This window comes from Fluviicoccus sp. (assembly GCF_030646115.1).
In the GTDB taxonomy this organism is placed as follows: domain Bacteria; phylum Pseudomonadota; class Gammaproteobacteria; order Pseudomonadales; family Moraxellaceae; genus Fluviicoccus.
The window spans coordinates 39,131-53,323 of record NZ_JAUSMX010000032.1 but is presented as its reverse complement, the minus strand read 5'-3'; the positions used below and the strand labels follow the sequence as shown (position 1 = coordinate 53,323).

Genomic DNA, 14,193 nt, shown 5'->3' with positions numbered 1-14,193 from the left:
CGGGTTCTGCAACGCGGTGAGCAACGGTGACGACATGACGTGCAACCTGTAAAAATCTGCAAGTATTTTTTTATTATGAACCTTATTTTCGTCTGAAAAGGCCATTGATGGCATATACAGGCCTTCCTGCTCTACGTTAAATTGCGAACCGTGTCACAGGGCGTTGTTGATACCCCTGAAAGACGGTTCGGCTTCAGGGATGGATGCTTACCAAGATGAGTATGCCTGCCGAAAAAGTGGTGCTTTTGCTGCACCCTGAGCCAGCCAATACCGTACAGACCAACCATGAAAACAATAATCCGGAACACCGGCCGTGCACCGCTGTATTCACTTATTGCACTGCTGATGCAGATGCCTACCCATGCCGCCGATTTGTGGGACATGTCGCTGGCCGACCTGGGCCGCATTCGTGTCACCTCCATCGCCTCAGGCACCGACACCCCGCTGGACAAGGCCGCCGCCATTGCCACAGTCATCACCGCCGACGACATTGAGGCCATGGGCGCCACGGACATTGACCAGGTGCTGGAAACCGTGCCCGGCCTGCATGTGGGCCGCTCGGACCAAGCTTACACCTCCAAGTTCTATATCCGTGGCATTACCTCGACCTACAACCCGCAGACGCTGTTCCTGATCAACGGCGTTCCCGTGTCCAGCCTGTTTCTCGGCAACCGCAGCAACATCTGGGCAGGCATGCCGGTCAAGGCGGTGGCGCGCATTGAAGTGATTCGCGGCCCCGGCTCCGCCCTGTACGGGGCGGACGCCTTCGCCGGAGTGATCAACGTCATCACCAAGACCCGCAACGACATCAGCGGCGCCAGCGCCGGGGCGCGCATCGGCAGCTTTGACACCCGGTCACTGTGGCTGGAACACGGCAGCAGCCTCAACGGTTTTGAAACCGCCTTCGTGCTGGAAGCGGAAACCACCGGCGGCTGGAAGAAAACCATCGAGTCCGACCGCCAGACCCTTTACGACCAACTGACCGGCACCCATGCCAGCCATGCCCCCGGCCCGGCCAGCACCATGAAGCGCATGATCGATGCCCGGCTGGACGTGGCCCATGACCACTCCCGGCTGCGCGCCGGTTATCAGGGGCGCTACAAGGTCGGTTCCGGCCCCGGTTATCTGGAAGCCCTGGACCCGGATGGCCGCATCGCCAGCGAGCGCTTCAATCTGGACTACACTTGGAAGCACGATGACCTGACGCCGGACTGGGCCGTCGAGGCCCGGCTCAGCTATTACCAGAGCACCCAGGAAATCGAACGGAACCTGAAACTGCTGCCGGACGGCGCCACCCTGCCCGGCATCGGCAGCAGTTTCCCGGACGGCTTCATCGGCAACCCCGGCCACCGTGAGGAAAACACCCGCTTTGACTTCAGCACGCTGTTCAAAGGCTTTGCCAACCGCTATCTGCGGCTGGGCGCCGGGTTCTATCGCGGCAACATGTTTGAGGTCACCGAGACCAAGAATTTCACGCCAGGCTATACCCCGCGCCCCGGCGGCCTGGAAGATGTCAGCGACACGGCCGAGGTTTACCTGCCGGAGAAAAGCCGCCTCAACCGTTATGTCTTTGCCCAGGATGAATGGAAGCTGACCCGGAACTGGGGCCTGACCACCGGCATCCGCTATGACAGTTTCTCGGACTTCGGCAACACGACCAATCCCAGAATGGCGCTGGTCTGGGCCGCCTCGGACAAGGTCACCACCCGCCTGCTGTACGGCCGCGCCTTCCGCGCCCCCACCATTGCCGAGCTGTTCGTCACCAGCAATCCGATCACGCTGGGCAACCCCGGCCTGAAGCCTGAAACCATTGACTCCTGGGAGCTGGCCTTCTCCCACAAGCTGTCGCCGATGCTGATGTACACCGCCAATGTTTACCGCTACCACATTGAGGACTTCATCACCTTCGTCCCCTCCGGGTTGGTGATACAGGCACAGAACGTGGGCGTACGCGACGGCCACGGTCTGGAGCTGGAAGCGGATTACAACCCGCTCTTCAACCTGCGTTTCGTGGCCAACTACGCTTGGCAACGGTCCATCGACCGCACCACGCACAGCGATGTAGGTGAAGCCCCCGGACAACAGGTCTACGTGCGCAGCGAATGGCTGTTCCGGCCCGACTGGCAACTGGACGCACAACTGACCTGGGTGGGGCCGCAGAAACGCGCCGCCGGCGACAGTCGCGGCGCACTGGGCAGCTACACCGCCGTGGATGTGACCCTCAACAAGCGGGAAATTGTCCAGGGACTGGACGTGGCGCTGTCGCTGCGCAACCTCCTGGACGCTGACATCCGGGAGCCCAGCCCCGGACCGGTGGCGCCGCTGCCCGTACCGGCCATTCCGAATGATTTCCCCATGGCCGGGCGCAGCCTGTACGCCGGGTTGAACTACCGGTTTTAAGAGCGGCCGGGTCACGGTAACTTTCGAGACTTTTTAGCTTGCACCTGTTGTCAGGGAGGCTATGCTCAACAACAAACGTGAACTTCATCACATTTGCCGAACATTGTTGCACGGTGTCAACAGAAGGAACGAACTACACCATTCGCCATCACAGGGAGGTGCGTCTGCCGGGACGGCCGGGCTAACCGGCTTCCGGATCGTGTGCTATGAAATTGCGACCGAGTAATGAACATGAACAGCCAGAAAACGACAAGAAAAGCCCGTGCCATGCGCCTTCATCTCCCGCCGGCGTTGGCAGTCTGCCTGTTGCAGGCCCCGGTCTTCGCTGACAATCTCTGGGACCTGTCGCTGGAGGAGTTGGGGAAGGTGCGCATCACCACCATCGCTTCCGGTACGGAAACGCCGCTGGACAAGGCCGCCGCCATCGCCACCGTCATCACCGCCGACGATATCGCCGCCATGGGCGCCACCGATATCGACCAGGCGCTGGAAACGGTGCCGGGCCTGCACGTGGGGCGCGGCGACCAGATTGCCGCCCCCAAGTTCTACATCCGCGGCATCACCTCCAGCTACAACGCCCAGACACTGGTGCTGATCAACGGCATTCCCATCACCAGCCTGTTCACCGGCAACCGCAGCAATGTCTGGTCGGGCATGCCGGTGAAGTCGGTCGCCCGGATCGAGGTCATCCGCGGACCCGGTTCCGCCTTGTACGGAGCCGACGCCTTCTCGGGTGTGATCAACATCATCACCAAGACCGGGCAGGATATCCGCGACAGCAACGGTGGCAACGACCAGCCGCACACCATTGCCGGTGCGCGGGCCGGCAGCTTTGATACCCAATCCGTGTGGATGGAACACGGCGGCCGTTACGGCGGCTTTGATGTGGGATTGACACTGGAAGCGGAAACCACGAATGGCTGGAAGGCCTTGGTGCAGGCTGACCAGCAAACAGCCTTGGATACCGTGTACGGAGCAGGGGGCGCACCGGCCGTCTCCCTGGCGCCCGGCCCCATCAACATGGGCAAGGACATGCTGGACGCCCGACTGGATGTGGTTCACGGCCACTCCCGGTTCCGGAGCGGCTTCCAGGGGCGTTACCATCTGGGCACCGGACTGGGCACGGCGCAAACGCTGGACCCGCAAGGAGAGCTGCTGAGCCAACGCGTCAACGCCGACTATACCTACACCCGCAATGACCTGACACCCGACTGGGGCCTTGAAGCCCGGTCCAGCTATTACCGGGGCACCATGCAGGTGACTGAGGACATGGTGCTGTTCCCCAAGGGCGCTTTTGGCGGCGCTTTCCCGAACGGATTCATCGGCAACCCCGAGTTCAAGGAAGAAAACGCCCGTTTTGACCTCAGCGGCCTCTACAAGGGCTGGGATACCCACCGCGTGCGGTTGGGGACAGGCTTTTACTGGGGCGACATGTACGAAGTAACGGAAGCCAAGAACTTCACCGTGGCCTTTAACCCCCGTCCGGGCGGACTGGAAGATGTCAGCGACACAGCGGAAACCTTCCTGCCCGAAGCGCAACGCACCAACACCTACGCTTTCATCCAGGACGAATGGAAGCTGGCGGACAAATGGCAGCTGACCACCGGTGTCCGTTACGACCATTATTCGGACTTTGGCGACTCCACCAATCCCCGACTAGCCCTGGTTTGGGCCACCAACGACAAGATGACCACCAGGCTGCTCTACGGAAGCGCCTTCCGGGCGCCCGCGCTGGTGGAGTCGGCGGCGGCCAGCAACCCGGTCGCCTTGGGCAACCCGAACCTGAATCCGGAAAAAATTGACACCTATGAACTGGCCTTCTCGCACCATGCCGCCGCCGACCTGCTGTACACCGCCAACCTGTTCTATTACCAGATCAAGGACATGATCAATTTCGTGCCCGGCGGCGGCGGGGTGACGCAGGCTCAGAACGTGGGTCGGCGCACCGGCAAGGGCATCGAGCTGGAAATGGATTACACCGTGATTCCCGACCTGCGGCTGCTGATGAACTACTCGTATCAGAAGTCCACTGACCAGAACACCAAGGCCGATGTGGGTGAAGCACCAGGCCAGGATGCCTATGGCCGCAGTGAGTGGACTTTCGCGCCGTTCTGGCGGCTGGATACGCAAGTCACCTGGATCGGCAAGCAGAAACGGGCCGCTGGCGATGCGCGCCCGGCGTTGGACGCCTACACCACGGTGGACATCACACTGCGCCGCAAACAGCTGTGGAACTCTCTGTCCGTGGCGCTGTCGGTGCGCAACCTGCTGGACGAGGACGTGCGCGAACCCAGCCCCGGCCCTATTGCGCCGCTGACCGTGCCGCATTTTCCGCAGGACCTGCCCATGGCCGGACGCAGCGTCTACGGGGAGATCAGCTACAGCTTCTGAGAACACACGCCGGGGCCTGGCGGCCCCCGGCGTTCCTGCCTCACCAACTCCGGCGCGGCGCACCTTCATAGCGGATGCCGTCACAACGCAACGGGAAGAACGCTCCCGCCGGCCGGTCGCGGGCGTCAATGTAGCAAGGCGGCATCCCCGCGACGAAGCACAGCGTCAGGAACAACTGGTGTTCCTCCGAACTCAGCCCCAGATCAGCCGACAAGGCCGCATTGATGGCGGCGATGTTCATCGACAAGCCCTTGGTCGACTTCAGGTAGTGATACACCTTCAGCGCAATCGCCAGATGCCGGCCCTGATCCAGCCCCAGTTCGGCTACCAGCTTCAGGGTATGGGGAATGCGCTCGTCGATGCGGGCCAGTGGGCGGCCATAGCCGTAAATCGTTTTCTTCTGCCGGATTTCTTCATCAACAAAAGCCTCGACAGTCATGCCCTGATCCACAGCCGCCCCGGCGCGGTAGAAGAAGTCTTGCGCCTTGCGGTCCGGACGACGGCCGTAGATGGAAGCTTCCGACACCGCCAGCCCGGCCACCAGCGCCATGGAACTGGTGCTGCGGGCCGTGCCGACCAGCGCCGCCACATGATTGGGCCAGATGGAGGGGTCCGGGTAACTGGTGGCGAGCCAGATCCAGTTCAGCAGCTTCAACTGGTTGTCCGTGAATTCACGGCCGGTGATGCTGAAACAATACATCTTGAACCAGTCCCAACTACCCAGTTCGTGGTGCAGGTCCTTGCCGCGCATCACGACCCGCTCGCAGAGGAAGGCCTTGCCCATGCGGGTCGGCCAGGTGTTTTCGTGGTCCAGCAGGGTTTGCAATGTCATGGTTCCAGGCCCTCGATAGTCGGCACGCCCATGGCGCCGGGATCATCCTCCAGCTCCACCCGGCTACCGATGAAGGGGAACTTGCGCCAGCCCAGCGCCTGCTGTTCCAGCGCATGGGCTGCCGCGCCCGGCAGGCGCAGCAGCAGAAACAGCATTTCCGCCTGTTCCGCCGTGAAACCCAGATCAAACAGGGCGGCGGCGGCCACGCCGGTCATGGCCAGGGGACAACCGGCCAAGGCCTCCAGCTCTTCGCGGTTGTCGCCCAGCCAGCGCAATGCGCCGTCGCCGGTATGGGCCGCCAGCACCGCCAGCGTTTGCCGGACCGGCGTGGGACAACTCACCCCGTTGGGCTCGAAGCCGGGAGCATGTTCAACCGGCAGCCAGATATCCACTTCCTTGTTGTCGAGCAGGGCGCGCAGACCGGTCTGCCAGGCCGCCAGATCCTGCCCGCAGGTCTGCCACAGGTTCACCGCGTGGAACACTTCGTGCGCACCGCCATACTGCCCCGCCCCGACCGCCAGGGCTGCCATCAGGGAGGTGGCCGCCGCGCTGCCGCCGACACCGCCGTTCATGGCCGCCCGCACACTGTGGTCACGCGGCCCGCGATTCATCAGCGCCACCGACAGGTGCTCCAGCAACCGGCTATGTGCCGGTAAGGGGCGCTCGCCCCGAAACAACAGGTACAGCGATTCCGCCCATCCCGCCTTGCCCAGCAGGTCGCCATAAACGTCATAACCATGGCAGTAACAGGCCTTCGCCTCAAAAGGATTGTCCGGCTCGGCTTCCTCGGCCCAGATATGGCTGATATATGGTTGCGTGGCTTCGCTCATCACTGCGCTCCGGTCAGGACTTTCATGCGTGCGCCCATCGGCGGCACTTCTTCGGGGTCAACGATCACATCCAGCAGGCAGGGACCGGGGCGGGAAACGATACCGGGAATGTCGATTTTATCGAGATCGGACAAGCGTTCGATGCGGTAGGATTCCACCCCCATCGCCTTCGCCATCAGCGCAAAGTCGATCTTCGGCAGTTCGTGGCCAATCCGTTCCGCCCCGCCAATCTGCTGCCCGTGCTTGACCATGCCCAGCGAGCTGTCATTGAGCACGATAAACAGCACATTGAGGTTTTCCTGCAGGGCGACGGTGATTTCCTGCCCGCTCATCAGCATGCTGCCGTCGCCGGTGAAACAGACCACCGGCGCGCCTTTGGCTCCGGCCGCGACACCCACCGACGCCCCGATGGCCCAGCCCATGGACGAGAAACCGATGCCGATGTGGAACAGGCTGCGGTGACGGTTGAAGTCCTTTGGCCGCCGGCAATTCCAGTAGTGGATGCCCCACAGGAAGCTGTTGCCGCTGTCCATCAGCACCCGCGTGTCGTCGGGGCAAAGGGCGCTGACCTTGGTCATCAGCGCCTGCGGCTTCACCGGACCACTGTCGGCGAGGCATTTTTCGCGGTCGGCCAGATCAATCATCGCCGGCAGGCCGTCGTCGTCGTGCAGCAGCACATCGCCCTTGCGCAACGGAGTGCGCTCCAGCAATTCGGCAAAGGGCTTCAGCATCAGTTCGATGGAGCCGAGGATGCACAGCCGCGCCAGGAAGGAGCGGCTAAGATGCTCGGCATTGCTGGACAGATGGATAAGGCGGCGTGACATGATGGCGCTGGTGTCCCAGCCGCTGGTGGACACTTCGTCGAGCGCGGTGCCGACCACCACCACCCGCTCGGCATTCTCGGGCTGCAATGCCTCGCGGGCGCTTTCATGACCGGCAAAGCCGAACACACCCCGGTAACGGTGGTGGAAGCAATTGACCAAGCCCTTGGCGCGCGGCGTGGTCACGAACAGCCAGTTGCGCGACTCCACCAGGGCGATGATCTCGTCGATGGCCCCCGCCGCCCCTTCACCGATCACCACCGTCACCTTCTCCTTGTCGGCCAGCTCCTTCAGCACCAGATGCATGGCCTCCTGGCTGGGCGTCACCTCATGGTTGATGAAGGCGCGCAACTGGCCCTTGTCCTCACCGGGTTCAATGGTCTCGCGCATCACGTCCAGCGGAATGCTGAGATGCACCGGTCCGGGGCGGTTGCTGATGGCATAGCTGATGGCCTGCAGCAGCTTCGGCTCCAGCTGGGCGGTGTGCGACACCAGCGTGTTGAAGCGTGTGCAGTGGGTGAAGATTTCCACGGTGTTGATGCCGGTGCAGGAACCGTCCTGCAACGCGCCGCGCCCGAATTTCTCGATGGCGGGCTGGCCGGACAGCACCAGCAGCGGAATGCCGTCGGCATAGGCGCAGGCGACGCCGGTCACCAGATTGGTGGCCCCCGGCCCCGCCGTAGCGCAACAGACGCCGATGCGGCCGGTTTCGCGGGCATAACCGTCGGCCATGAACGCGGCCCCGGTTTCATGGCGGGCCACAATGGCTCGCGGCCCGCCGCGGCGCTCGCTGCGGGCCAGCGCGTTATAAAAGGGCTCGATGCTGCCGCCAGGTACGCCGAAGACATACTTGACGCCCAGGCGTTGCAGGTAATGCAGAATGAGATCGCCGTTTTCGATCATGGATTCTCTCCCTGGAGTGAATCGCTCCCGGTGTGATTTTTATGGCTGATATGGGGGAATGGCGCGCCCTAGAGTAGAAGTTTGGCCCCCCGGCTTCAACGGCTGATTGCAAGAAATGTTCCTTCTCTATTCAATAGATTTTAACTATCAATAATTAACAAATAATCAATTTTACATCACACCCTGATCACCCTATCCTGAGTTTGTCGAAATACCCCAAACCCCAATGGAGCAACACCATGAGCAGCTTGATCAACACCCAAGTGCAACCGTTCAAGACCACCGCCTTCGTCAACCGCAACGGCAAGGGCGAATTCATCGACGTGTCCGATGCCGACCTGAAAGGCAAATGGTCTGTGCTGATTTTCATGCCCGCCGCCTTCACCTTCAATTGCCCCACGGAAATTGAAGACGCCGCCGACAACTACGCCGAATTCCAGAAGGCCGGTGCTGAAGTCTACATCGTCACCACCGACACCCATTTCTCGCACAAGGTGTGGCATGAAACCTCCCCGGCCGTGAGCAAGGCCACTTTCCCGCTGGTCGGCGACCCCACCCACACCCTGACCAATGCCTTCGGCGTGCACATCCAGGAAGCCGGTCTGGCGCTGCGCGGCACCTTCGTCATCAACCCGGACGGCGTGATCAAGACTGCTGAAGTGCACTCCAACGAAATCGCCCGTGACGTGTCCGAGACCCTGCGCAAGCTGAAGGCCGCCCAGTACACCGCCGCCAACCCCGGCCAGGTCTGCCCTGCCAAGTGGAAGGAAGGCGCGAAGACGCTGGCTCCGTCGCTGGATCTGGTGGGGAAGATCTGATCCACACGTAAAAACCCCCTATGTTCTGCCCCCAAGGGCGCACGCAGTGCGCCCCTAAGGGGATGTTTTACCCAAAATTCCCGGAGACGATCATGCTCGACACCACCCTCAAAGCCCAACTGCAAGGCTATCTGGAACGGCTGGCCGGCCCCATCGAGCTGGTCGCCACCCTTGATAACAGCCCGGCGTCCGCCGAGATGCTGGAATTGCTGCATGAAATTGCCGAACTGACGACGCAGATAGTCGTTCATACCGGCGGCGCCGATGAACGCGCGCCCTCCTTCTGCGTCGCCCGGCGCGGTGAAGCAGCGCGCGTCCGTTTCGCCGGAATCCCGCTGGGCCATGAATTCACCTCGCTGGTGCTGGCGCTGCTGCAGGTCAGCGGCTACCCGCCCAAGGTGGAGGCGGCGCTGATCGAACAGGTGAAAGCGCTGGACGCCGAGCTGAACTTCGTCACCTATATCTCGCTGAGCTGCCACAACTGCCCGGACGTGGTGCAGGCGCTGAACCTGATGGCGGTGCTGAACCCGAAGATCACCCACACCATGATCGACGGTGCGCTGTTCCAGCAGGAAGTGGAAGCGAAGAACATCATGGCCGTACCCACGGTCCACCTGAACGGCGCGGAATTCGGCGCAGGCCGCATGACGCTGGAAGAAATCCTCGCCAAGGCCGACACCGGCGCGGAAGCCCGGGTGGCGACGCAACTGAGCGAGAAGGCCCCCTACGACATGCTGATCGTCGGCGGCGGCCCGGCCGGAGCTTCAGCCGCCATCTACGCCGCCCGCAAGGGTATCCGCACCGGCATCGTCGCCGAGCGTTTCGGCGGGCAGGTGATGGATACGATGGGCATTGAAAACTTCATCTCGGTGCAGGAAACCGAAGGCCCGAAGCTGGTGGCGGCGCTGGAACAGCACGTCAAGGCCTACGACGTGGACCTGATGAACACCCAGCGCGCGGTCAAGCTAAGCGCAGACGGGCTGGTGAATGTGGAGCTGGCCAACGGCGCGACCCTGCGCAGCAAGACTGTCCTGATTGCCACCGGCGCGCGTTGGCGCGAGATGAATGTGCCCGGTGAGAAAGAGTATCGCGGACGCGGTGTCGCCTATTGCCCGCACTGCGACGGCCCGCTGTTCAAGGGTAAGCGCGTTGCGGTGATCGGCGGCGGCAACTCCGGCGTGGAAGCGGCGATTGACCTGGCCGGGATCGTGGAGCATGTGACGCTGATCGAGTTCGACAGCAAACTGCGCGCCGATGCAGTGCTGCAAACCAAGCTGCACAGCCTGCCGAACGTGACGGTGATCGTCTCGGCGTTGAGTACTGAAGTGCATGGCGACGGCCAGAAGATGACCGGGTTGAGTTATACCGACCGTGTCAGCGGCGAGAGCCACAAGCTCGACCTCGCGGGGGTGTTCGTGCAGATCGGCCTGCTGCCCAACACCGACTGGCTGAAGGGGACGCTGGCGCTGAGTCCGCGCGGCGAGATTGAAGTGGATGCGCGCGGCCAAACGTCATTGCCGGGCGTGTTTGCTGCCGGGGATGTCACCACCTCGCCGTTCAAACAGATCATCATTGCCATGGGCGATGGGGCGAAGGCGGCTTTGGGGGCGTTTGATTATTTGATACGGCAGGGGGTGTAAAATCCGTCAATTACTAGGGGAAAGGAGTACAGTCAGACCATTACATCCCGGATAATCAGCATCATGGCCTCCCTCCTCTCCGATCAGGAACACCCGGCCGCTGACACCGGTATCCCGCCCGCCATATCGGCCATCAACGAGGCGTTGCGGGTTTCAGAAATGCGCTACCGCCGCCTGTTCGAAAGCGCCAAGGACGGCATTCTGCTGCTGAATGCGGAAAGCGCCCAGATTGAAGACGTGAACCCCTATCTGGTCAGCATGCTTGGTTATACGCATGAAGAATTCCTGGGCAAGAAGATCTGGGAAATCGGCGCGTTCAAGGACACTCTGCTGAACATCGAGGCGTTTGCCCAGCTCAAGATCAAACGCTATATCCGTTATGACGACCTGCCGCTGGTCGCCAAGGACGGCTCCCGCTATTCCGTCGAATTCGTCAGCAATGTCTACGACTGCGCTGGTATTGAAGTCATCCAGTGCAACATCCGCGACAACACCAAGCGGCACCTGGCGGAACTCGCCTTGCGCGCCACGACACGCGCCCTGAAAATGCTCAGTGAAAGCAATGTCGCCCTGCTCCACTCCGCCAACGAGAAAATCCTGCTGGATGAATATTGCCGGATTGCCGTGGAAACGGGCGGCTACCTGATGGCCTGGATCGGCGTGGGCAATCCCGGCCCCGGCCAACCCGTCGATATCATTACCTGCTTCGGGGCCGATGACGGCTATCTGGCGCTGGCGCACATCAGCTGTGCGGAAACCCCTCGCGGCAATGGCCCCACCGGACGCGCCATCCGTTCCGGCGTGGCCCAGTTCGCCGAATACATCCCGACCGATCCGGCCATGCTGCCCTGGCATGACGAGGCGCTGAAACGCGGCTATCAGTCGGTGATCGCCATCCCTTTCCGCCTGCCCGACGGACAGATGGCCTGCCTGACGCTCTATAACAGCAAACGCGACATCTGGTCCGAACCCGAACGGAAATTACTGTTGGAAATCGCGGCCGACCTGGCCTTTGGCATTAACGCCCTGCAGACCGCCATCGCCAAGATCGAGTACCAGGTCAGCTTGCGGCAGAGTCTGGAGCAAACCATCCAGGTTATCGCCAGCACGGTGGAAGAGCGTGACTCCTACACCGCCGGCCATCAGCGACGGGTGGCCGCCATCTGCTCCCGCATTGCCGCCGAACTCGGCCTGCCCGCCGACCAGACCCACGGCCTGCACCTGGCCGCCTCCATTCACGATCTGGGTAAAATCAGCATCCCGGCCGAGATCCTTTCCAAACCGAGACGGCTGACCACCACGGAATTCAGCATGATCAAGGAACATCCGGGCATCGCCTTCAATATCCTGAAGGAGGTCAACTTTCCCTGGCCGATTGCCCGGATCATCCTGCAGCATCACGAACGCATCGACGGCACCGGTTACCCCTCGGGGCTGCGCGGGGAATCGCTGTTGCTGGAGTCCCGGATTCTGGCCGTGGCGGATGTGGTGGAAGCCATGGCGTCGCATCGCCCGTACCGGCCTGCCCTGGGTATTGAAGCCGCCCTCGCCGAAATCACCGCCCAGCGCGGCATCAGCCTGGATGCCGACGTAGTGGACGCCTGCCTGCGGGTTTTTGAAAAGGGCTACACCATTGAGGATTAACCGCCGGGTTGGCCCAAGGCGCGGCTCATCCCCGTCGCCCCAGCCATAGCCCTTCACTGGCAATCACCATACGCTCGTCCAACTTACTGGAAACCCGCCCGAGGACGACATCATGACCACCGCCATCCCCTACACCGGCAAGAACGGCCGCGTCGCCATCGTTGACGGCGTCCGCACCCCCTTCGCCCGCATCGCCAGTCACTACCGCGACCTCAACGCCATCGACCTCGGCGTGCTGGTGGTCAAGGAAATCGTCAGCCGCAACAACCTCAACCCGGCTGACCTGCAGCAACTGGTGTTCGGCATGACGGTGATGATTCCGGAAGCGCCGTTCATTGCCCGCGAAATCGCCCTCGCCTGCGGCTACTCAAAGCTCGACGCCTATTCGATCACCCGCGCCTGCGCCACCAGCTTCCAGACCACCGCCAGCCTGGCCGACAACATCCTGGCCGGATACACCGACATCGGCATCGCCGGCGGCACCGATTCCACCAGCTGCGTGCGCATCCCGCTGTCCGCGCAGTTGAGCGCCACGCTGCGCGACATCAATTTCGCCAAGACCACCAAGGACAAGATCCGCCTGCTGGCCAAACTGAAGGCGAAAGACCTGCTGCCGCAACGGCCTTCCATCACCGAATACTCGGTGGGCGAGACCATGGGCGAAAGCACCGAAAAGATGGTGAAGAAATGGGGTGTCGGCCGCGCCGAGCAGGATGATCTGGCCCATGCCTCGCACAGCAACGCCGCCCGCGCCTGGGCCGAGGGCCGCATGGACCGTCAGGTGATGAGCGTGCGCCTGCCCGACGGTTCCACGGTGAAACAGGACAACCTGATCCGCACCAAATCGAACCGCGCTGATTACGACAAGCTGAAGCCGGTCTATGACACCTCCGGCAAGGGCACGGTTACCGCGGGCAACAGCAGCCCGCTGACCGACGGTGCCGGTGCGTTGCTGCTGATGAGCGAAGCCAAGGCCAAAGCCTTGGGCTACAAACCCCTTGGCTACCTGCGCTCCTACGCCTTCGCCGCCCGCGACCCGCACGACGACCTGCTGATGGGCCCGGTGCTGGCCGCACCCATCGCTATGGACCGCGCCGGGCTGGCGCTGGGCGACCTGACGCTGGTGGACATGCACGAAGCCTTTGCCGGGCAGGTGGCCTGCAACCTGCGCGGACTGAACGATGCACGTTACCTGAAGGAGATGATCGGCCGGGACCGGGCGCTGGGCGATGTGGACCGCAGCCTGCTCAACGTCAACGGCGGCTCGCTGGCCTACGGCCACCCGTTCGGGGCGACCGGGGCGCGGGTGATCATGCAGATGCTTTATGAATTGCAGCGTCGCGGCGGCGGCATCGGCTTGACGACGGCCTGTGCAGCGGGTGGCATTGGCGCAGCGATGGTGCTGGAGACGGAATAACCTGCCAGTAGGTCGGACTTCAGTCCGACAACACTCTCCGATCGAAGGGTGGTTGTCGGGCTGAAGCCCGACCTACAGCGGGCACGCACCCCTTTCCAAGCAGGCCGGCAAGTAGCATGATGGAGGGATTACTCTAGGGAACAGGAATTACCCCATGTCCACCTACAACCTCTACATCGGCAATACCGAAGACCCGCAATTCGACTGGAATGAACAGACCCAGCTGCTCCCGGAGGAAATCCTGGAGATCGGCCTCGCCAACGGCGTCACCCAGTTCAACGAAGCGCGTGACATCCTGCTGTCGGCAGACTATCAGGGCCGCAAGCTGGACATGGACTCCTACGGTGCACTCGCCTCCAAGGCGGATATCCTGGATTTCATCAACCTGTTCCCGCAATACCCGGAATGGATGCAGCATGCGGTGGCCAAGGCAGACACCCTCGCCCACAACGAAAAATTCGTGATCGTCATCTACAAGTACTGATCGCCCGTCCAGC

Annotated in this window: 10 protein-coding genes; 7 read left to right on the top strand and 3 right to left on the bottom strand. The window is 62.1% G+C overall.

Annotated elements, in window-relative coordinates; all coding sequences use genetic code 11:
- Positions 1 to 285 precede the first annotated feature (285 nt).
- Both Q7T36_RS17375 and Q7T36_RS17370 read left to right on the top strand, forming a co-directional pair.
- A complete protein-coding gene (locus tag Q7T36_RS17375) occupies positions 286 to 2,400 on the top strand; it encodes a TonB-dependent siderophore receptor (RefSeq protein ID WP_304851778.1) in 2,115 nt (704 codons plus the stop codon).
- Between the two features lie 267 nt (positions 2,401 to 2,667).
- Positions 2,668 to 4,791 (top strand): TonB-dependent siderophore receptor, encoded by a 2,124-nt coding sequence (locus tag Q7T36_RS17370; RefSeq protein WP_304851776.1) that lies wholly within the window; start codon positions 2,668 to 2,670, stop codon positions 4,789 to 4,791.
- Between the two features lie 40 nt (positions 4,792 to 4,831).
- On the opposite strand, the gene Q7T36_RS17365 is transcribed toward Q7T36_RS17370, so the two are convergent.
- The 3 genes from Q7T36_RS17365 to Q7T36_RS17355 are packed head-to-tail and all read right to left on the bottom strand — an operon-like array spanning position 4,832 to position 8,177.
- Positions 4,832 to 5,623: a hypothetical protein gene (locus tag Q7T36_RS17365; protein WP_304851774.1), complete on the bottom strand. Its 792-nt coding sequence runs from the start codon at positions 5,621 to 5,623 to the stop codon at positions 4,832 to 4,834.
- Positions 5,620 to 6,453: a citryl-CoA lyase gene (locus tag Q7T36_RS17360; protein ID WP_304851771.1), complete on the bottom strand. Its 834-nt coding sequence runs from the start codon at positions 6,451 to 6,453 to the stop codon at positions 5,620 to 5,622. The genes Q7T36_RS17365 and Q7T36_RS17360 overlap by 4 nt, the downstream gene beginning before the upstream one ends.
- Complete coding sequence (locus Q7T36_RS17355; protein ID WP_304851768.1) at positions 6,453 to 8,177, bottom strand: thiamine pyrophosphate-binding protein; 1,725 nt, start codon at positions 8,175 to 8,177, stop codon at positions 6,453 to 6,455. Before Q7T36_RS17355 ends, Q7T36_RS17360 begins: the two co-directional genes overlap by 1 nt.
- Positions 8,178 to 8,416: 239 nt before the next feature.
- On the opposite strand from Q7T36_RS17355, the gene ahpC reads away from it, so the two are divergent.
- The 5 genes from ahpC (at position 8,417) to Q7T36_RS17330 (ending at position 14,180) form a co-directional block, all read left to right on the top strand.
- Positions 8,417 to 8,995: an alkyl hydroperoxide reductase subunit C gene (ahpC, locus tag Q7T36_RS17350; protein ID WP_304851766.1), complete on the top strand. Its 579-nt coding sequence runs from the start codon at positions 8,417 to 8,419 to the stop codon at positions 8,993 to 8,995.
- A 92-nt stretch (positions 8,996 to 9,087) separates the two neighbouring features.
- Positions 9,088 to 10,635, top strand: coding sequence for an alkyl hydroperoxide reductase subunit F (gene ahpF / locus Q7T36_RS17345; protein ID WP_304851763.1), 1,548 nt, complete (start codon positions 9,088 to 9,090; stop codon positions 10,633 to 10,635).
- Positions 10,636 to 10,698: 63 nt separating this feature from the next.
- Entirely contained in the window at positions 10,699 to 12,279 is a 1,581-nt protein-coding gene (locus tag Q7T36_RS17340) for an HD domain-containing phosphohydrolase (RefSeq protein ID WP_304851760.1), read from the top strand.
- A 112-nt stretch (positions 12,280 to 12,391) separates the two neighbouring features.
- Positions 12,392 to 13,696: an acetyl-CoA C-acyltransferase FadI gene (fadI, locus tag Q7T36_RS17335; protein WP_304851756.1), complete on the top strand. Its 1,305-nt coding sequence runs from the start codon at positions 12,392 to 12,394 to the stop codon at positions 13,694 to 13,696.
- A 154-nt stretch (positions 13,697 to 13,850) separates the two neighbouring features.
- Positions 13,851 to 14,180 carry a hypothetical protein gene (locus Q7T36_RS17330; RefSeq protein ID WP_304851753.1) on the top strand — a complete coding sequence of 110 codons (330 nt, stop codon included), beginning with the start codon at positions 13,851 to 13,853 and terminating at the stop codon, positions 14,178 to 14,180.
- Positions 14,181 to 14,193: the final 13 nt, after the last annotated feature.